The organism is Streptomyces asiaticus (assembly GCF_018138715.1).
Taxonomy (GTDB): Bacteria; Actinomycetota; Actinomycetes; order Streptomycetales; family Streptomycetaceae; genus Streptomyces; species Streptomyces asiaticus.
The window spans coordinates 2,696,139-2,715,353 of sequence record NZ_JAGSHX010000006.1; the positions used below are offsets into that span (position 1 = coordinate 2,696,139).

The 19,215-nt window shown below is 70.2% G+C and carries 19 protein-coding genes; 8 read left to right on the forward strand and 11 right to left on the reverse strand.

What is annotated here, in order from left to right; translation table 11 throughout:
* Positions 1 to 97: 97 nt before the first annotated feature.
* The gene (locus KHP12_RS18980; RefSeq protein ID WP_086885310.1) at positions 98 to 1,123 is read right to left on the reverse strand and encodes an ATP-dependent 6-phosphofructokinase; all 1,026 of its coding nucleotides are present in this window, start codon (positions 1,121 to 1,123) and stop codon (positions 98 to 100) included.
* Positions 1,124 to 1,332: 209 nt separating this feature from the next.
* On the opposite strand from KHP12_RS18980, the gene pta reads away from it, so the two are divergent.
* The 3 genes from pta to pyk all read left to right on the forward strand — a co-directional run bounded on the left by pta (position 1,333) and on the right by pyk (position 6,100).
* The gene (pta, locus tag KHP12_RS18985; RefSeq protein WP_086885309.1) at positions 1,333 to 3,459 is read left to right on the forward strand and encodes a phosphate acetyltransferase; all 2,127 of its coding nucleotides are present in this window, start codon (positions 1,333 to 1,335) and stop codon (positions 3,457 to 3,459) included.
* Complete coding sequence (locus tag KHP12_RS18990) at positions 3,456 to 4,601, forward strand: acetate kinase (protein WP_086885308.1); 1,146 nt, start codon at positions 3,456 to 3,458, stop codon at positions 4,599 to 4,601. The genes pta and KHP12_RS18990 overlap by 4 nt, the downstream gene beginning before the upstream one ends.
* A 71-nt stretch (positions 4,602 to 4,672) precedes the next feature.
* Positions 4,673 to 6,100, forward strand: coding sequence for a pyruvate kinase (gene pyk / locus KHP12_RS18995; protein WP_086885307.1), 1,428 nt, complete (start codon positions 4,673 to 4,675; stop codon positions 6,098 to 6,100).
* Between the two features lie 121 nt (positions 6,101 to 6,221).
* On the opposite strand, the gene KHP12_RS19000 is transcribed toward pyk, so the two are convergent.
* From KHP12_RS19000 to KHP12_RS19015, 4 genes are all read right to left on the reverse strand, one after another.
* Positions 6,222 to 7,568 (reverse strand): hydrogenase expression protein HypF, encoded by a 1,347-nt coding sequence (locus KHP12_RS19000; protein ID WP_086885306.1) that lies wholly within the window; start codon positions 7,566 to 7,568, stop codon positions 6,222 to 6,224.
* The gene (locus KHP12_RS19005) at positions 7,546 to 8,076 is read right to left on the reverse strand and encodes a DUF6114 domain-containing protein (protein WP_037958500.1); all 531 of its coding nucleotides are present in this window, start codon (positions 8,074 to 8,076) and stop codon (positions 7,546 to 7,548) included. Before KHP12_RS19005 ends, KHP12_RS19000 begins: the two co-directional genes overlap by 23 nt.
* Positions 8,077 to 8,212: 136 nt before the next feature.
* Positions 8,213 to 8,830 carry a DUF6230 family protein gene (locus KHP12_RS19010; protein WP_086885305.1) on the reverse strand — a complete coding sequence of 206 codons (618 nt, stop codon included), beginning with the start codon at positions 8,828 to 8,830 and terminating at the stop codon, positions 8,213 to 8,215.
* A gap of 562 nt (positions 8,831 to 9,392) precedes the next feature.
* A complete protein-coding gene (locus KHP12_RS19015; protein ID WP_086885304.1) occupies positions 9,393 to 10,364 on the reverse strand; it encodes a tetratricopeptide repeat protein in 972 nt (323 codons plus the stop codon).
* 138 nt (positions 10,365 to 10,502) lie between these two features.
* Between KHP12_RS19015 and KHP12_RS19020 the strand changes: the two genes are divergently transcribed.
* Positions 10,503 to 11,180: a TetR/AcrR family transcriptional regulator gene (locus tag KHP12_RS19020; protein WP_086885303.1), complete on the forward strand. Its 678-nt coding sequence runs from the start codon at positions 10,503 to 10,505 to the stop codon at positions 11,178 to 11,180.
* On the opposite strand, the gene icmA is transcribed toward KHP12_RS19020, so the two are convergent.
* The 4 genes from icmA to KHP12_RS19040 all read right to left on the reverse strand — a co-directional run bounded on the left by icmA (position 11,156) and on the right by KHP12_RS19040 (position 15,312).
* Positions 11,156 to 12,856: a coenzyme B12-dependent isobutyryl-CoA mutase large subunit gene (gene icmA, locus KHP12_RS19025; RefSeq protein WP_086885302.1), complete on the reverse strand. Its 1,701-nt coding sequence runs from the start codon at positions 12,854 to 12,856 to the stop codon at positions 11,156 to 11,158. The two genes, KHP12_RS19020 and icmA, sit on opposite strands and share 25 nt — an antisense overlap.
* A 139-nt stretch (positions 12,857 to 12,995) precedes the next feature.
* A complete protein-coding gene (locus KHP12_RS19030) occupies positions 12,996 to 13,328 on the reverse strand; it encodes a DUF3817 domain-containing protein (RefSeq protein ID WP_037958485.1) in 333 nt (110 codons plus the stop codon).
* Between the two features lie 75 nt (positions 13,329 to 13,403).
* Positions 13,404 to 13,913, reverse strand: coding sequence for a MarR family winged helix-turn-helix transcriptional regulator (locus KHP12_RS19035; RefSeq protein WP_086885301.1), 510 nt, complete (start codon positions 13,911 to 13,913; stop codon positions 13,404 to 13,406).
* 43 nt (positions 13,914 to 13,956) lie between these two features.
* On the reverse strand, positions 13,957 to 15,312 hold the full coding sequence (locus tag KHP12_RS19040; RefSeq protein ID WP_211833207.1) for an MFS transporter: 1,356 nt from the start codon (positions 15,310 to 15,312) through the stop codon (positions 13,957 to 13,959).
* Positions 15,313 to 15,412: 100 nt separating this feature from the next.
* Here KHP12_RS19040 and KHP12_RS19045 point away from each other — a divergent pair, with 100 nt between their 5' ends.
* Positions 15,413 to 16,399: an ArsR/SmtB family transcription factor gene (locus tag KHP12_RS19045; RefSeq protein WP_086885299.1), complete on the forward strand. Its 987-nt coding sequence runs from the start codon at positions 15,413 to 15,415 to the stop codon at positions 16,397 to 16,399.
* 23 nt (positions 16,400 to 16,422) lie between these two features.
* On the opposite strand, the gene KHP12_RS19050 is transcribed toward KHP12_RS19045, so the two are convergent.
* Positions 16,423 to 16,716, reverse strand: coding sequence for an MTH1187 family thiamine-binding protein (locus KHP12_RS19050; protein WP_086885298.1), 294 nt, complete (start codon positions 16,714 to 16,716; stop codon positions 16,423 to 16,425).
* Positions 16,713 to 17,057 carry a DUF3817 domain-containing protein gene (locus KHP12_RS19055; RefSeq protein WP_037958474.1) on the reverse strand — a complete coding sequence of 115 codons (345 nt, stop codon included), beginning with the start codon at positions 17,055 to 17,057 and terminating at the stop codon, positions 16,713 to 16,715. The genes KHP12_RS19050 and KHP12_RS19055 overlap by 4 nt, the downstream gene beginning before the upstream one ends.
* Positions 17,058 to 17,220: 163 nt before the next feature.
* Between KHP12_RS19055 and KHP12_RS19060 the strand changes: the two genes are divergently transcribed.
* Genes KHP12_RS19060 through KHP12_RS19070 form a run of 3 tightly spaced genes read left to right on the forward strand, consistent with a single transcriptional unit; the run spans position 17,221 to position 19,186 of the window.
* On the forward strand, positions 17,221 to 17,859 hold the full coding sequence (locus KHP12_RS19060; RefSeq protein ID WP_106969168.1) for an AIM24 family protein: 639 nt from the start codon (positions 17,221 to 17,223) through the stop codon (positions 17,857 to 17,859).
* Positions 17,859 to 18,509 (forward strand): AIM24 family protein, encoded by a 651-nt coding sequence (locus tag KHP12_RS19065; protein WP_086885297.1) that lies wholly within the window; start codon positions 17,859 to 17,861, stop codon positions 18,507 to 18,509. The genes KHP12_RS19060 and KHP12_RS19065 overlap by 1 nt, the downstream gene beginning before the upstream one ends.
* Positions 18,506 to 19,186, forward strand: a complete 681-nt coding sequence (locus tag KHP12_RS19070) for an AIM24 family protein (protein WP_086885296.1) — start codon at positions 18,506 to 18,508, stop codon at positions 19,184 to 19,186. Before KHP12_RS19065 ends, KHP12_RS19070 begins: the two co-directional genes overlap by 4 nt.
* The last annotated feature ends 29 nt before the right edge of the window (positions 19,187 to 19,215 follow it).

The window sequence follows — 19,215 nt, forward strand, 5'->3', positions numbered from 1 at the left end:
GGCCGCAGCGGCCTTGATCTTCCACGAGGGAATGATCAAAACCGCTGCGGCCGACGAAGACGAGAAGAAGAAGCGAGAGGACGGAGGCCGTGGCGGCTCAGAAGACCGACTCGGCCTCGTCCATACGGTCCACCGGCACGGTCTTGAGCTCGGTGACCGCGTCGGCGATCGGCACCATCGTGATGTCCGTGCCGCGCAGCGCGGTCATCATGCCGAAGTCGCCCCGGTGCGCCGCCTCGACGGCGTGCCAGCCGAAGCGGGTGGCCAGCACGCGGTCGTACGCGGTGGGCGTGCCGCCGCGCTGCACATGCCCCAGGATGACCGGGCGGGCCTCCTTGCCCAGGCGCCGCTCCAGCTCGGCCGCGAGGCGGTTGCCGATCCCGGCGAACCGCTCATGGCCGTACTGGTCGATCTCGCCCTTCTGGTACTCCATGGAGCCCTCGGCCGGGTGCGCGCCCTCGGCGACGCAGATGACCGCGAACTTCTTGCCGCGGGCGAACCGCTCCTCGACCATCTTCACCAGCCCGTCGACCTCGAAGGGCCGCTCCGGCAGGCAGATGCCGTGGGCGCCGCCGGCCATCCCGGACTCCAGCGCGATCCAGCCCGCGTGGCGCCCCATGACCTCGACGACCATCACCCGCTGATGGGATTCGGCGGTGGTCTTCAGCCGGTCCATGGCCTCGGTGGCGACGCCGACGGCGGTGTCGAAGCCGAAGGTGCGGTCGGTGGAGGAGATGTCGTTGTCGATCGTCTTGGGGACGCCGACGATCGGGAGCCCGGCGTCGGAGAGCATCCGCGCCGCGGTGAGGGTGCCCTCGCCGCCGATCGGGATCAGTACATCTATCCCGTAGTCACGGGCGTGGTCCTTCGAGGTTTCGCACGCCTCGCGCAGCCGGGCGCGCTCCAGGCGGGAGGAACCGAGGATGGTGCCGCCGCGGGCGAGAATGCCGCTGACGGCGTCGAGGTCGAGCTTGCGGTGACGGCCGTCGAGGAGCCCCTTGAAACCGTCCTCGAATCCGATCACCTCGTCTCCGTGGCCGGCGACCGCGCGGTGCACCACCGACCGGATCACAGCGTTGAGACCGGGGCAGTCGCCGCCTGCGGTGAGAACTCCGATGCGCATCGTGCTGTGTCTCCTGCTCCCTACGGGTAGATGTGAGCCAGTCCGATTGTTTCATGGGCGGGGTGGTGCTGTATCCCCCAAGCGACAAGCGCCTTAATCATGGTCGCGGGTATTGTCAAGAGGACTGGGCCGGTCAATGTGGCCGATTTGTGTCCGATAGGCGCACATAACGAAAACACCGACGAACGCCAGAGGAACGGAGAGCACGCGTGACACGCAGCGTGTACGTGACCGGAGTCGAGCGTGGCGACGGACGCCAGGTCGTGGAGCTGGGAGTCATGGAGCTCCTGACCCGCCATGTCGACCGGGTCGGCGTCTTCCGCCCCCTGGTGCACGACGACCCCGACCGCCTCTTCGACCTGCTGCGGGCGCGCTACCGGCTCAGCCAGTCACCGGAGTCCGTCTTCGGCATGCGTTACGAGGACGCGGCCACCCTCCAGGCCGAGCGGGGCACCGATGAGCTGGTCTCACAGCTGGTCGGCCGCTTCCACGAGGTCGCCGACGCGTATGACTACGTCCTGGTGCTGGGCAGCGACTACGCGGCCACCAGCCTCCCCGACGAGCTGGGGCTGAACGCCCGGCTGGCCAATGAGTTCGGCGCCTCGGTGATCACGGTGGTCGGCGGGCAGAAGCAGACCGCCGAGTCGGCCGGCGCCGAGGCCCACAACGCCTACCGCGCCTACGAGGGCCGGGGCTGCGAGGTGGTCGCGGTGGTCGTCAACCGGGTGGCGCCCGGGGACCGCGAGGCCATCGCCGGGCGGCTGGCCGCAAAGCTGCCGGTCCCCAGCTATGTGCTGCCCGAGGACGGGTCGCTGTCGGCGCCCACCGTCTCCCAGATCGTCCGCTCCCTGGGCGCCGAGGTGCTGCTCGGCGATCACACCGGGCTCTCCCGGGATGTGCGGGACTTCGTCTTCGGCGGTGCGATGCTGCCGAGCTTCCTGCCCGCGCTGACCGAGGGCTGCCTGGTGGTGACGCCCGGGGACCGCGCGGACCTGATCGTCGGCGCGCTCGCCGCGCACAGCGCGGGCGCCCCGCCGATCGCCGGGGTGCTGCTCACCCTGGACGAGCGGCCGGGTCCGGACATCCTGGCGCTGGCCTCGCGGCTGGCCCCGGGGACCCCGGTGGTGTCGGTGGCGGGCGGGTCCTTCCCCACGGCGGCCGAGCTGTTCGCCATCGAGGGCAAGCTCACGGCGAGCGCGCCGCGCAAGGCGGAGACCGCGCTGGGCCTCTTCGAGCGGCATGTGGACACCGCGGCGCTGACCGAGCGCATCTCGGTGGGCCGCTCCAGCCGGGTCACCCCGATGATGTTCGAGCGCGAGCTGATCGAGCGGTCCCGCTCCCACCGCCGCCGGGTGGTGCTGCCCGAGGGCGCGGAGGAGCGGGTGCTGCGCGCCGCCGACGTACTGCTCCGCCGCGATGTGTGCGATCTCACACTGCTGGGCGAGGAGGAGCCGATCCGCAAGCGCGCCGCCGAGCTCGGCATCCAGCTCGCCGAGGCGCAGATCATCGATCCGCAGACCTCCCCGCTGCGGGAGCGCTTCGCGGAGAGCTACGCGAAGCTGCGCGCCCACAAGGGCGTTTCCTACGAGCTGGCGTACGACGTGGTGGCCGATGTGTCGTACTTCGGCACACTGATGGTCCAGGAGGGGCTGGCCGACGGCATGGTCTCGGGCGCGGTGCACTCCACCGCCGCCACCATCCGGCCCGCCTTCGAGATCATCAAGACCGCGCCGGGCGCCCAGATCGTCTCCTCGGTGTTCTTCATGTGCCTGGCCGACCGGGTGCTGGTGTACGGCGACTGCGCGGTCAACCCCGACCCGGGCGCCGAGCAGCTCGCCGACATCGCCATCCAGTCGGCGACGACGGCCGCCAAGTTCGGGGTGGAGCCGAGGATCGCGATGCTGTCGTACTCCACCGGCACCTCGGGCTCCGGCGCGGATGTGGACAAGGTGCGCAAGGCGACCGAGCTGGTCCGCGAGCGCCGCCCGGATCTGCTGGTCGAGGGCCCGATCCAGTACGACGCGGCGGTGGACGCCGCGGTGGCGGCGACCAAGCTGCCCGGGTCCGAGGTGGCGGGCAAGGCCACCGTGCTGATCTTCCCGGACCTGAACACCGGCAACAACACCTACAAGGCCGTGCAGCGCTCGGCGGGCGCCGTCGCGGTCGGTCCGGTCCTCCAGGGCCTGCGCAAGCCGGTGAACGACCTGTCCCGCGGGGCACTCGTACAGGACATCGTCAACACCGTCTCGATCACCGCCATCCAGGCCCAGTCCCCGGCGACCGCCACCTCCCCGACCTCCCCCACCTCCCCCGCACAGAAGGCGCAGTCCGCGTGAACGGCTCCCGAGTCCTCGTCCTCAACTCCGGCTCCTCGTCCGTGAAGTACCAGCTGCTGGACATGGCCGACGGCTCCCGTCCGGCCTCCGGCATCGTGGAGCGGATCGGTGAGGGCCCCGTCGCCGACCACTCGGCGGCCCTCAAGCAGGTGGCCGACGAGCTGGCCGCCAAGGGCCTGGGCCTCGACTCGCCCGAGCTGGCGGCGGTCGGCCACCGGGTGGTGCACGGCGGCACCCGGTTCACCGAGCCGACCCTGATCACCGACGAGGTGGTCCAGGAGATCGAGAAGCTGATCCCGCTGGCCCCGCTGCACAACCCGGCCAATGTCACCGGGATCAAGGTGGCCCGCGCGCTGCGCCCGGACCTGCCGCAGGTCGCGGTCTTCGACACGGCGTTCCACTCCACCATCCCGGAGCAGGCGGCGCGCTACGCGATCGACGTGGCGACCGCCGACCGCTGGGGGGTGCGGCGCTACGGCTTCCACGGCACCTCGCACGCGTATGTCTCCCGGGCCACCGCCGCGCTGCTGGGCAAGGAGCCGGCAGAAATCAACACGATCGTGCTGCACCTGGGCAACGGGGCCAGCGCCTCGGCGGTGCGCGGCGGTGTGTGCGTGGAGACCTCGATGGGGCTGACGCCGTTGGAGGGCCTGGTGATGGGTACCCGTTCCGGGGACATCGACCCGGCGGCGATCTTCCATCTGTCCCGGGTGGGCGGTATGTCGACCGATGAGATCGACACGCTGCTCAACAAGCGCAGCGGGCTGGCCGGGCTGTGCGGGGACAACGACATGCGCGAGATCGGCCGCCGGATGGGCGAGGGCGACCAGGCCGCCCAGCTCGCCTTCGACATCTACATCCACCGACTGCGGAAGTATGTGGGCGCGTACACCGCGGTGCTCGGACGGGTGGACGCCATCGCGTTCACCGCCGGTGTGGGGGAGAACTCCGCGGCGGTACGGGAGGCGGCGATGCGCGGCCTCACCGCGTTCGGCGTCGAGGTGGACGGCGTCCGCAACGCGCTGCGCTCCGCCACGGCGCGGCTGATCTCCACGGAGGCCAGCCGGGTCGCGGTGGCCGTGGTGCCCACCGATGAGGAGATGGAGATCGCCAGCCAGACGTATCACCTGGTCAGCGCCTAGGCTCGGTTCCACTCCGCTCTGCCCTTGACTTAAATATTCCGCTCCGAAACAAACCCGATAGGATCTGCCTCATGCGCCGTTCCAAAATCGTCTGCACTCTGGGCCCCGCCGTCGACTCCTACGACCAGCTGAAGTCCCTGATCGAGGCCGGGATGAACGTGGCCCGGTTCAACATGAGCCACGGAAGCCACCCGGAGCACGAGGAGCGGTACCACCGCGTCCGCAAGGCCTCCGAGGAGACCGGGCACGCGGTGGGTGTCCTCGCCGACCTCCAGGGCCCCAAGATCCGTCTGGAGACCTTCAAGGACGGACCGGTGGAACTGGTCCGCGGGGATGAGTTCATCATCACCACCGAGGACGTGGAGGGTGACCGGACCATCTGCGGCACCACCTACAAGGGGCTGCCGGCCGACGTCTCCAAGGGCGACCAGGTCCTGATCAACGACGGCAATGTCGAGCTGCGGGTCACCGCCGTCGAGGGCCCGCGGGTGCGGACCATCGTCATCGAGGGCGGGGTGATCTCCGACCACAAGGGGATCAACCTGCCGGGTGCGGCGGTCAATGTGCCCGCGCTGTCCGAGAAGGACATCGAGGACCTGAAGTTCGCCCTGCGGATGGGCTGCGACATGGTCGCCCTGTCCTTCGTCCGGGACGCGGCCGACGTCCGGGACGTCCACCGGGTCATGGACGAGGTGGGCCGCCGGGTGCCGGTGATCGCCAAGGTGGAGAAGCCGCAGGCGGTCGCCAATATGACCGAGGTCGTCGCGGCCTTCGACGGGGTGATGGTGGCCCGTGGTGACCTCGCGGTGGAGTATCCGCTGGAGAAGGTCCCGATGGTGCAGAAGCGGCTGATCGAGCTCTGCCGCCGCAACGCCAAGCCGGTGATCGTCGCGACCCAGATGATGGAGTCGATGATCACCAACTCCCGGCCGACCCGCGCCGAGGCGTCCGACGTCGCCAACGCGATCCTGGACGGCGCCGACGCGGTGATGCTCTCCGCCGAGTCCTCGGTCGGCTCGTACCCCATCGAGACCGTCAAGGTGATGTCCCGGATCGTCGAGGCCGCCGAGCACGAGCTGCTCTCGCGCGGTCTCCAGCCGCTGGTGCCCGGCAAGAAGCCGCGCACCCAGGGCGGTGCGGTGGCCCGCGCGGCCGCCGAGATCGCCGACTTCCTGGGCGCCAAGTCGCTGGTGGCCTTCACCCAGTCCGGCGACACCGCCCGCCGGCTCTCCCGCTACCGCGCCCAGCAGCCCATCCTGGCCTTCACCACCGACGCGTCCACCCGCAACCAGCTCACGCTGAGCTGGGGCGTGGAGTCCTTCGTGGTGCCGTACGTCGAGCACACCGACGCGATGGTCGACCTGGTCGACGCCGAGCTGCTGAAGCTGGGCCGCTACGCCGAGGGCGACACCATGATCATCACCGCCGGTTCGCCCCCCGGTGTCCCCGGCACCACCAACATGGTCCGGGTGCACCACCTGGGCGGCACGGGCAAGTAGCGCCGAACGCCCCCGCAACGCGACCGTGGGCACCGCCTTTCGAATGAAGGCGGTGCCCACGGTCGTTTCCCTCCTCATGGAGGGGTGTGCGGCTCCCGAACGGGTCGGTGGGGGCGCGGGATCACTCCCCGGTCTTGAACAGGTGCATACCCGGAACGGTCAGATCGCCACCGAACTGACCGGCCTGGGTGACCGTGACGTCGGTGAAGAACACCTCGGGGATGTTCACCGGCGGCGGGCTCTTGGGGCTGAAGGTGATCGGGATGAGCCCCAGGAGGTTCCCCTTCAGCTCCTCGGTGTACATGGTCACCGTGCCGTTGCGAATGGTCGAGGTGGACCCCTCGCGCGCCTGCACATGCGTGGTGGTCCCGGCCGGGCCCACCACCAGCTGGTGGAGGTCCTTGATGTCCACGCCCGAGGCGGTGAACTTCAGGACCTTCTTGGTCTGGCCCCCCTGCGTCTTGACCTCCACGATGCCCTTGTAGTCCAGGCCGTGCAGGCTCAGCATCGTGCTCTTGAGGGTCCAGGGGTCCTCGGGAAGCAGGCTCGAGGTCGGGTCCGTCTCGGCGTTCTCGTACGCGTCGGCGTCGAACTTCGGGCAGGGGAACGCCTCCTTGCCGTCCGCGTCCTTGGAGGCGGACGCGGAGGGCTTGGGAAGCGCCTTGTCCGCCTTGTCCTTGGCGTCGTCGACGGTCTTGCCCACCCCGTCCACGGTGTCCTTGACGCCCTTGCCCACCTTGTCCACCGTGTCCTTGACCGGATCGGTGAGCTTGTCGGAGGACTTGGACGGGGACGGCGACGGCGACGAGCTGGGCTTGTCGCTGGAGGACGGGCTCGGCGAGGCGCTCGGCTCGGCCGACTCGTCCCCGCTCTTGTCGTCGGGCGTGAGGACGTCGTGGAGCGTGTCCCCGAGTCCCAGCGGGTCCAGCGGGTTCTTGGACTTGGAGGGGCTCGGCGAGGCCGACGGCTCCTTCGACTCCTTCTCGTCCCCGGAGCCGGACGACGGAGCGGAGGAGGAACTGGACGGAGACGGCGTGGGAGTGGCCTTGTCGTCCCGGGACCCGGTCTGGCCACCCGAGGACTCCTCGGAACCCTTGGAGCCGTCCTGGGAGCCCTTGTCGGACGAACCCTTGGAGTCCTTGGCGTCCTTGTCCTCGCCCTGGGCGTCCGAGGCGTCCTTGCCGCCCTTGGCGTCCTTGTCCGCCTCGTCCGGCTGTGACACACACGGGCCGGGCTTGTAGCGGTCCTCGGGCCGGGGGCTGGCCGAGGCGAGCTGCGGAGTGAGCCCCATGCCCATCAGCACGGCCGTCGGCATGGCGGCCAGCGCTATGGCCTTGCCGGCGGGCACCTGAAGGCGGGTGAGTACCGACTTCTTCGGTGCCGCGTGCCGCGGGCCGGTTCTGACCCGGCGTGGGCTCACTCCCTCCGGCTGCTCGGGTCGGTCTTCACCCCGCACGGTGCCTCCCATTCCTGGCTTCCTGGTCCAGCGCGGACCCGGCCCCGGCCGGCTCCGGCACGTTCCCACCGTTCCCGTCGTCCTCTGAAGCGTTTCCCGGCCCCTCGGCCGGCTGAGCGGAGGGAGCCTCCCCGGGGGCCCAGGCGATGCTCATGCCGCCGCCGAACAGCGCGAGCAGGAAACCCATCACGAAACCGCCGAAGTTCGAGACGGGGATCGACACCAGACCGAGCAGGATCGTGGCGACTCCGGCGAACACCCGCACCATGGGCTGGAACCACATGGTCAGGCCCAGGACCACCAGCAACACCCCGATGATCAGCGAGGCCGATCCGGCGGTGGTGGACATGTTGATGGTGAATCCACCGGCGTTGAGGTCGTTGTACGGGAAGTACATGATCGGTACGCCCGCCAGCAGGCTCAACAGCCCGGCCCAGAACGGGCGCTGCCAGCGCCATGCCCTGAAGGACCCCCGCCAACGGCTGATACGGTCACTCGCCCCCGGCGACTCGGCACTCATTGAAAACAGCTCCCTGGGGCCGGCGATCGGTGTGATCGCGGTTGTTCTACAGCGGTACTAGCCTGGCGCATACACGCTGCGGGTCGATGCCCGGGTGAGGGGCAGCACGGCGGCCCCCCACCCTTGGCTCAGCTGATCAGAAGCACTCGTTCTTGCCCTTGCTGACCTTCATCGAAAGGCCGGAGAGCTTGAACGTGCCCGCGCTGGTCGCCCAGGCGGTCTGCTTCACACCGGTCAGCGTGGCGGAATCGGACTGCTGGCCGAACGAACCGGGATCGGCCGCGTCGCCCTTGTTGATGCCGGGACCCTTGTGGGCGTCTCCCGCCGCGACACCGATGTCGATCCCACGGAACGTGGCGTCCGCGTTGAGCTGATCGAGATCGATGAAGAGGTTCTTGGCCTCAACCGTCTTGCTGCCATTGCCGGCCGTCAGCTTCAGCGACACATCGCCGAAAACGGGAACCGGGATCACGACGGACTGGCACAGGCCCTTGAGCTTCGCGCTCTTGAACGCCGACACCGCGACGGGGATCTTCTTGCCCCCGTGCTGGGTGTCAAGCGCGCCGTACTGCGCGAACCCGGTGCCGTCGAGCCGGTCGACCGAGACCTTGAACTGCTGACCGGACACGTTGAACGAGGCCGCGAGCGCACCCTGGGACAGGGCGACGCCGATCGCGGCCGTGGCAGCAACGCTCGGCACCATGACAACGGCGAACCGCTTCCATCTGGTGCCGCCACGAGCCACGGACTCCATGACTTTCCTCCTTCTCGGACGTACATCTCCGGCCGGGGCGGGGCCCCGGACCTGGGATGGGAGAAGTGCTACGTCCTCGGGAAGGAGAGCGCCCACGTCTCACAGGCGCACACCGCACCCGAAACACCGGCGATCACCCCCGAGCGACAACCACTGGCCACGCAATCTCGCGCAACCTCCTGGACAGGCCCTGCTTTGTGGGCAGAGACCCCCCTGTCCACGGTCGGCGCCACTGCCGCCGACCTGCCCGGTGGGGACCCAACCACACCGACGCGCCGACCGGATGCCGAGCTACGGGGGGATGGACCGAGCTTGGCCGATCGTGGTCCATTCCCGGCCTGGGCACAAGGGGTTCGTTACTAGCGAGTAACGGACGGATAACCGAACTGCGGCAGGACGGTCGAGATCGGCCACACAGGGTTGCCGGACAGTGACCGGAAAGAGAGGGAGATTTACTCCAAGACCGGACAAAGCCGGGGCTCACCTTTACTGGCAGTAACAGCGACCGCGTTTACCAAGTTTTAGTAAAGAGCGGTCGCTGTGTTGTTTGAGGAGCCGGAGGTCAGAACAGCACCCGCGCCAATGCGCCGCGCGCCGCCACCACTCGGGGGTCCTCACCGCCGATCACCTCGAAGAGGCTCAGGAGATGAACGCGGGCCGCGTCCCGGTCCTCCCCCGCCGTACGGCGCACCGCGTCCACCAACCGGCCGAAGGCGTCCTCCACATGACCGCCCACCAGGTCGAGGTCGGCCGCCGCGATCTGGGCCTTGACATCCGCCGGGCTCTCCGCAGCCGCCTTGCGCACCTGCGTGGCGTCCACTCCCTGGACGCGCTCCAGCAACTGGGCCTGGGCCAGGCCCAGCTTGGCCTCGCCGTTGGCGGGGTCGTCGGCGAGCACGTTCTGGTACGCCCGCACCGCACCGCCCAGGTCACCGGCGTCCAGCGCCTGGTGGGCCGCGGCGAGCGCGAGGTCCTGCGGCGACTCGGGGGCCGCCGGGGCGACCTCCTCGGCGCCCTCTTCCTGGGCGCCGGATTCGACCGGTGTACCCACGATGCCGAACTGCTGCTCCGCCGCCTGGATCAGCTGGTCCAGCACCTGGCGGATCTGTGCCTCGGGCGCGGCGCCCTGGAAGAGCGGCACCGGCTGGCCCGCGATCACCGCGAAGACCGCGGGGATCCCCTGGACGCCGAACTGCTGGAAGAGCATCTGGTTGGCGTCGACGTCGATCTTCGCGAGGACGAACTGCCCCGCGTACTCGGTGGCCAGCCGCTCCAGGACGGGACCGAGCTGCTTGCACGGCTCGCACCACTCGGCCCAGAAGTCGATGACGACCGGCACTTCGGTGGAGCGTTGCAGGACGTCCTGCTGAAAATCCGCCTCGTCGACATTGAAGATCAGACGGCCGGGCGCGGGCGCGCCCCCGGTGCGGGCCGCGTCGGCCCGCGCCCGCTCCGCCTTCTGCTTCGCTTCTCCGGCCGCCTTCACCGCGGCGAGGTCGACCACTCCACTCATGGACATGTTCCGTGGCTGCATGGTCCCATCCTCCCCTCTTCGCGCGGTGAAGGGAAAAGCGCATCGGCCCATGGACCGGCCGTGGCACACCCTTACGCTACGAGTCGTAGCGTAACTCACCCGGGACGATGCGCGGTACTGGCGGGTAGGGTGCCGCGCATGAGCCCGTCCGCACGCCGCACCGGGCGCCCGCGCAGCGCCGAGGCCGACCGCGCCATCCTGGGCGCGACGCGTGCCGCCCTGGTGGAACTGGGCTGGGCGAAGCTGACCCTGGGCGATGTGGCGGCCCGCGCCGGAGTCGCCAAGACGACGCTCTACCGCCGCTGGGCGAGCAAGTGCGAGCTGGTGGTGGACGCGGTCGCGGCGGTCTTCGACGAACACCTGGAAGCGGGCGACCACGGCAGTCTGCACGCCGATGTGGAGGCCGCGGTGATCCGGCTGGGGGCGCTGCTGGAGCGCCCCGAGACGGGCACCGCGCTGATGGCCGTCCTCGCCGAGGCCATGCACGACGAGACGCTGCGGTGCCGGGTGCGCTCGGCGATCGTGGACCGGCAGAAGCGGCTGGTGACGATCGGCCGGGAGCGCGCCCGGCTCCGCGGTGAGCTGCCGCGCGAGGAGGCCCCGGAGGCGTCGGCCCGCAACGCGGACCTGATCTTCGACGCGGTCGCCGGGACGGTGCTCCACCGGCTGATGGTCAGCGCGGAGCCGGTGGACCCGCGCTGGGCGCGGGACTTCACGGATCTGCTGCTGTACGGGATGACCGGGGCGGACTCCGAGGGCGCCGCGGCCGCCGGACCCGCCCCGGACGGGGCTCAGAAGCCGGCCGGCTCCGTGTAGACGCCCCACTCGTCGCGCAAGGCGTCGCAGATCTCGCCGAGCGTGGCCTCGGCGCGCACCGCGGCCAGCATCGGCTCGATCATGTTGGAGCCCTCGCGGGTGGCGGCGATCATCGCCTGGAGCCCCTTGGTGATCTCGGCATCGTCGCGCCCTGCCTTACGGCCGCCCAGCGCCCGCACCTGCTCGCGCTCGACCTCGTGGCTGACCCGCAGGATCTCCAGCTCGCCGGTGACCGAGCCCTCATGGCAGTTGACGCCGACGACCTTCTTGTCCCCCTTCTCCAGGGCCCGCTGGTAGCGGAAGGCGGATTCGGCGATCTCGCCGGTGAACCAGCCGTCCTCGATGCCCTGGAGGATGCCCGCGGTGATCGGCCACCGGGGCTCCTGCCCGTCCGGCACCGTACGGCGGCCGCGCTCCTTGATCTGCTCGAAGATCTTCTCGGCGTCGGCCTCGATCCGGTCGGTCAGCGCCTCGACGTACCAGGAACCGCCCAGCGGGTCGGCCACATTGACCACCCCGGTCTCCTCCATCAGCACCTGCTGGGTGCGCAGGGCGATCTCGGCGGCCTGCTCACTGGGCAGCGCGAGGGTCTCGTCCAGGGCGTTGGTGTGCAGCGAGTTGGTGCCGCCGAGGACCGCGGCGAGGGCCTCCACGGCGGTCCGCACCACGTTGTTGTACGGCTGCTGGGCGGTGAGCGAGACCCCGGCGGTCTGGGTGTGGAACCGCAGCCACTGCGCCTTCTCGGTGGTCGCCCCGTAGACATCGCGCATCCAGCGGGCCCAGATCCGGCGGGCGGCGCGGAACTTGGCGATCTCCTCGAAGAAGTCGACATGCGCGTCGAAGAAGAAGGACAGCCCGGGCGCGAAGGTGTCGACGTCCAGGCCCCGGGAGAGGCCGAGCTCCACATAGCCGAAGCCGTCGGCGAGGGTGTACGCGAGCTCCTGCGCGGCCGTCGCCCCGGCCTCGCGGATGTGGTAGCCGGAGACGGACAGCGGCTTGTACGCGGGGATGCCCTCGGAGCAGTACTCCATCAGGTCGCCGATCAGCTTCAGATGCGGCTCGGGCGGGAAGAGCCACTCCTTCTGGGCGATGTACTCCTTGAAGATGTCCGTCTGGAGCGTGCCGTTCAGCCGTGAGATGTCCACGCCCTGGCGCTCGGCGGCGACCAGGTACATACAGAAGACCGGGACGGCCGGACCGCTGATGGTCATCGAGGTGGTGACATCGCCGAGCGGGATGTCCTTGAAGAGGATCTCCATGTCGGCGGCGGAGTCGATGGCGACACCGCAGTGGCCGACCTCGCCGAGCGAGCGCGGGTCGTCGGAGTCGCGGCCCATCAGGGTGGGCATGTCGAAGGCGACCGAGAGCCCGCCGCCGCCCGCCTTGAGGATCATCTTGTAGCGCTCATTGGTCTGCTCGGCATTGCCGAACCCGGCGAACTGGCGGATGGTCCAGGCCCGGCCCCGGTACCCGGTGGCGTGGAGGCCACGGGTGAACGGGAACTCCCCGGGCCAGCCGATCCGCTCGAACCCCGCCACGGAGTCGCCCGGGGCGGGTCCGTAGACCGGCTCGACGCGGTCCCCCGACAGCGTCGAGAAGTCCGCGTCGCGCTTGTGTGCCGCGTCGTATCGGGCCTGCCACCGTCGGCGGCCCGCGTCAATGCCTTCGGCGTCCATGCTTCAAAAGTACTAGGACGTCCTACTAATTGTCGACGCAACACTCGCCGCATCCGGCCGATCGGGTGACCCCGGCACATGCGTCCGCGCGCCTCGTCCGGGCTCGGACGGGACGCGCGGAGTACCTCGAAACCGCCGGTCAGACCTGCGCGGGCGCGGGCTCGGCGCCGCTGACCAGCGGCTCCACCTCGCGGGTGACCTTGCGCTCGACGAAGAAGGCGGCCGTCGGGATGGTGCCCGCCACCAGGACCCACAGCAGCTTGCCGAACGGCCACTTGGCCTTGGAGCCGAGGTCGAAGGCGAAGACCAGGTAGACGATGTAGAGCACGCCGTGGATCTGGGAGACCACGAGCGTGAGGTCCTCGCCCGTGTCGAAGCCGTACTTGAACACCATGCAGGTGCAGAGCACGAGCAGCATCACTGCGGTGATGTAGGCCATGACCCGGTAGCGGGTCAGCACGCTGCGTTTCATGCCCTGAGCGTAACCGCCCGTTCCGGGGCGATCTTCGCCGCCCCCGGTCTTCGGCGGCCGCCCCCGAAGCCCCGCTCAGTCGTCGTCGAAGTCCTCCGCCGAGACCCTCAGCGGGCGCAGCATCTCGAAGATCCGGCCGCAGTCCTCGGCGTCGTAGACCCCGAGCCCGAACTCCATCGCCATCAGATCGCGGGTGGCCGACTCGACCACCTCACGGCCCCGGTCGGTGATCGAGGCCAGGGTGCCGCGGCCGTCGTTGGGGTTCGGCCGCTTGTCGACCAGACCCGATGTGACCAGGCGGTCCACCGTGTTGGTGACCGAGGTCGGGTGGACCATCAGCCGCTCGCCGATCTTGGACATCGGCAGCTCACCGGACTTGGAGAAGGTGAGCAGCACCAGCGCCTCATAGCGGGCGAAGGTCAGTCCGTAGGGTCTGACGACCGCGTCGACCTGGCTGAGCAGGATCTGGTGGGCCCGCATGATCGAGGTGATCGCGGCCATCGAGGGCACGGACCCCCACCGCTGCTTCCAGAGCTCATCGGCGCGGGCGATGGGGTCGAACGACAGGCTGAGCGGCTTCGGCACACCACCGACCCTACCGGCCGGTCATATCGTGGTCAGCCCTATCTCACACTTCGGGCCGGACGGCCCCGGGGACCGTACGCCGCACCTCCAGCGCCACCAACAGCGAGCACAGCGCCCCGCAGCCGCCCGCCGTCGCGGCCACCACATGGACCGGTACGAACTCGGCGACCGCCCCGGAGACCGTCATGCCCAGACCCTGCGCGGTCATCAGCCCGGCCGACATCGCCGTCATCGCCCGGCCGCGCAGCTCATCGGGGACGGCGGCGAGGAACCACTGGTCGAGGCCGAGGCTGTAGGCGATACCGCAGCCGGTCAGCACCTGGAGGGCCAGCGCCCAGCCGAACGACGGATGGGCGGCGTACCCCAGGGCGGGCAGCATCGCCGCGACGCCGACCGGCAGCGTCAGCCGGGCCCGGGCACGCGGGCCGAGCAGCGAGCCCACCAGCGCCTCGCTGGTGATCGCGCCCACCGGCATCCCGCACATCAGCAGCCCAAGGCCCACCGAGCCGAGGCCCAGCCCATCGGAGTACGGCGTCAGCAGGACCTCGGGCATCACCACGAACATCGGCGGCACCCACGACAGCAGCATCAGCGCCCGGATCCGGCGGTCCGCGAACAGCCGCCGGATCCCGCTCAGCGAGTCCCCGAGCAGGGGGCACCTCCCAGCGGTAGCCGGGGGAGCCCCGCCCCCGGTCAGCCGGCGCGCCGGGCGGCGGCGGGTGCCGAAGCGGAGCACCAGCGCCGAGCCGACGAGCGCCGCCGCGGTGAGCGCCAGCGCGGCCCGCGGCGAGACGGCGGCCAGCAGCAGCCCGCCGACGCCGAACCCGGCCAGCTGCGCGGTCTGGGCGGTGATCCGGAGGACCGAGCGGCCCAGTACGAAGGCGTCGCCCTCGCCGAGGATGTCGCCGAGCGTCGCCGACCGGGTGCCGCTGAACACCGGGGAGATCGCGGCGGGCACACAGCGCAGCGCGAGCAGCACCGCCACCGGCATCCCCGGCACCACCATGGCGGCCACGCACGCGGCGTGCACCAGATCGCAGACCACCAGCACCCGGCGGGCCGGGAAGCGGTCGGCCACGGAGGACAGCAGGGTGCCGCCGATCACGTACGGCAGCATCGAGGTGGCGAACGTCAGGGCGCTCAGCAGCGGCGATCCGGTGAGCCGGAAGACCAGGACGGACAGCGCGATCTGACCGACCACCTCGCCGAGCATGGAGACCAGGTGCGCGGCGAAGACGGCCCGGAACTCACCGACCGCGAACACCGCGCGGTAGCCAACGCTCCCCGGGCCCCGCGGCGGCCCCTCGCCGGCGCCGGGCGCGAGCTCGGGTCGGGAGGCAGGCGCGTCGGGGCGCGACTCGAGGGGGCCCGTGGTGCCGGGCCCGGAGGGCGTTGACATGCCGGAAGCGTGCCCGTACGGGCGGGGCGGGCTCTAGTGTTTCGGACTGAGCCGAATCTTGTGTCGGACTAAGCCAAATCTTCGGGCCCGGGGTGACGCCATGCCACTGCATATGCAGTTCGGTGCCGACGACCTGCTGCGCTGCCGGTTCGCCATCTCGCCGCTGTGCCAGACCCATGAGGCGGTGCGCACCCTGCGCCGGACCGAGCGGCACGGCTACCACCTGCCGTGGCTGCGGCGGGTGCGGGAGGCGCTGGCCGGGCTCGACCTGTCGGAGCTGTGGCTGCTGATGCCGGTGCGCGGCTACACCCCGGACTTCCTGGGTCCGCCGCCTGAGGTGCCGTACGCGCCGTTCGAGGACGAGCTGGCGCGGATGCGGGCCACGGACCCCGCCGTCGCCCGCCGTGAACTGGCCCTGTCCCTGGAGTGCACCCCGGGGGCGGCCGGCTCCGCGCGGGGCCGGGCGATGCTGGACGATCCGGCGCGGGCCGTCCAGCGGCTGGCGGATGTGACCGAGGCCGCCTGGCGGGCCCTGGTGGAGCCGGACTGGCCCCGGCTGCGGGCGTTACTGGAGGCCGATATCGCCTATCGCTCACGGCAGCTGGCCGAGGGCGGCCTGGAGCGGCTGTTCGCGGATCTGCGCCCGGCCCTGCGCTGGACGGACGGCACCCTCACCATCCGCAACTCCGTGGTGCCCGCCCAGACGCAGGACCTCGACGGCCGGGGAGTGCTGCTGATGCCCAGCGTCTTCGTCTGGCCGGATGTGATCAGCGGCTTCGCCCCGCCGTGGCAGCCCACGGTGATCTACCCGGCGCGCGGGGTCGGCGGGCTGTGGCGGGAGCCGGACGCGGTCACGGCGGACGCGCTCGTACGGCTCCTGGGGGTCAGCCGCGCCGCGATCCTCTCCGGTCTGGAGGAGCCCGCGTCCACCACGGCCCTGGCCGCCCGGCACCGCCTGGCGCCCTCGTCGGTCTCGGCGCATCTGGCGGTGCTGCGCGGCGCCGGGCTGCTCAGCTCACGGCGCCAGGGCCATCAGGTGCTGTACGAGCGCACCCCGCTGGGCATGGCCCTGGTGGGCGGGGGCTGAGCCCCGCCGCCCACGCCGGGTGCTCAGTCGGAGAGGTGCCGCTCGACGGTCTCGACCTTGGAGGTCAGACCGTCCGTGACGCCCGGGCGGATATCGGCCTTGAGGACCACCGAGACCCGGGGCGCCCGCGCCTCCACCACCGCGACGGCGCGCCTGACGACCTCCATGACCTCGTCCCACTCGCCCTCGATCGAGGTGAACATCGCGTCCGTACGGTTCGGCAGCCCCGACTCGCGGACCACCCGCACCGCGTCGGCCACGTACTCCCCCACGTCCTCGCCGACGCCCAGCGGCGTCACCGAAAAGGCGACGATCATGCGTTGACCACGCCCTCCTTACGGGCGCGGGCCGCGATCACCCCGGCCTCGGCCTCCCGCTTGAGCTTGCGCTCGGCGAAGAAGCCGCCGGTGGGCAGGACGGAGAGGACGAAGTACAGGGCCGCGGTCTGCCACCTCCACTTGGCGCGGTTCCAGGCGTCCGCCCAGAAGACCACGTAGAGGATGAAGAGCACGCCGTGCACCATGCCCATCACCGGCACCGCGTTGAAGTCCGTGGTGCGCTTGAGCACCGAGCAGATGAGCAGCAGCAGGAACGACACGGCCTCGGGCGCGGAGACCAGGCGGAGCCGGCGCAGCGCGGTGGCGGTCTTGAAGTCCACGAGAGCACCTTCGTGTGAAGAGAGAGACACGGACCAGCTTGTGAAGGAATGCACAAGCTTTCGCCCATTGTCGCAGCCGCGCGGGCGATCTCCGTCCGGGGGGCACCTCATGCCCCCGGCGCTCCCTGTCCCCCGACGTCGCCGGACCGCTACCGTCGGCTCCGTGGCTCAGTTTCGGCTCCAGGGAAGCAGGGTGCTCGCGGTCGATCTGACCGGCGACTCCGTGAAGGCCAAGAACGGCGCGATGGTCGCCTACGAGGGGGAGATGACCTTCAAGAAGAGGACAGGCGGCGGGGAGGGGCTGCGCGGGATGGTGACCCGGCGGCTCACCGGTGAGCAGATGGCGGTCATGGAGGTGAAGGGGCACGGCACGTGCTACTTCGCCGACCGGGCGAGCGAGATCAACCTGGTGTCGCTCCGGGGCGAGAAGCTCTATGTGGAGTCCAGCAATCTGCTGTGCACGGACTCCGCGCTGCGCACCGGCACCTCCTTCACCGGGCTGCGCGGCTCCGCGCAGGGCAACGGCCTGTTCACCACGACCGTCGAGGGCACCGGCCAGGCCGCGCTCGTCTCCGCCGGCACGGCCGTCGTACTGCGCGTCACCCCGCAGACCCCGCTCCAGGTCGACCCGGGCGCGTACATCGCCCACACCGGCGGCCTCAAGCAGCACTTCCAGGCGGGGGTGAACTTCCGCGCGCTGATAGGCGAGAGCGGCGGGGAGTCCTTCCAGATCCGCTTCGAGGGCGATGGGCTGGTCTATGTGCAGCCCAGTGAGCGCAACACGATCGGGGGTGAGGTCTGATGCCGTTCAACGTCCTGACGTCACGGATGGTCGAGGCCCAGGTGATGCCCGGGCAGACCCTGTTCAGCCAGCGCGGCGCGATGCTCGCCTATCGCGGGGACGTCCGCTTCACTCCCAGCATCACCGGCGGCCAGGGCGGGGTGCGGGGGATGATCGGGCGGCGGGTCGCCAATGAGGCCACCCCGCTGATGACCGTCGAGGGCCAGGGCACGGTGATGTTCGGGCACGGCGGCCACCACGTCCACGTGATCGACCTGGTCGGCGACACCCTCTATGTGGAGTCGGACCGGCTGCTGGCCTTCGACGGCTCGCTGCGCCAGGGCACGATGTTCCTGGGCTCCCAGGGCGGGGTGATGGGCATGGTGCGCGGCCAGGTCACCGGCCAGGGGCTGTTCACCACCACCCTGGAGGGGCAGGGCTCGGCGGCGGTCATGGCGCACGGCGGGGTACTGGAGCTGCCGATCGGCCCGGGACGTCCGGTCCATGTCGATCCGCAAGCCTATGTCGCCCACCGGGGTGATGTTCGCAATAAGCTCTCGACGGCGATCGGCTGGCGCGAAATGGTGGGCCGCGGCTCGGGCGAGGCGTTCCAACTGGAGCTGTCCGGCACCGGCATGGTCTACGTCCAGGCATCGGAGGAGAAGCTGTGAACGGCCCGGTCATCCATGACGTCTGGACGCTGCCCGTCGACGACAACATCAATCCGTACGCCTTCAGCGTGGATCTGAACGGCCGGTGGTTCCTCCAGAAGGGGAAGATGGTCGCCTACTACGGGCAGATCGACTTCCAGGGCGTCGGACTCGGCCACCTCGACCACCTCATCGCCCACAGCTTCCACTCCCCGCTGCACGCGGCGGAGTGGGTGGTGGCCGAGGGCCAGGGCAAGATGGTGCTCGCGGACCGCGCCTTCGACGTCAACTCCTACGACCTGGACGACGGCAACCTCTCCATCCGGTCCGGCAATCTGCTCGCCTTCCAGCCCTCGCTGTCCCTGAAGCAGTCCATCGTCCCGGGCTTCCTCACCCTCATCGGCACGGGGAAGTTCGTGGCCGCCTCCAACGGGCCCGTGGTCTTCATGGAGCCGCCGATCCGGGTGGATCCGCAGGCGCTGGTCGGCTGGGCGGACTGCCCGACACCGTGCCACCACTACGACCACGAGTATCTGCGGGGCTTCCTCGGGGCCGTCCGGTCGCGTACCGGCATCGGGGGCGCCTCGGGCGAGGAGCACCAATTCGAGTTCGTGGGCGCGGGGACCGTACTGCTCCAGTCCACGGAGGAGGTCGTCGCCGAGATATCGGTCGGCGAGACAGGGGGTACCGGTTCGTGAGCGCGAAGGTGCGGAGTGTAACGTCGAAC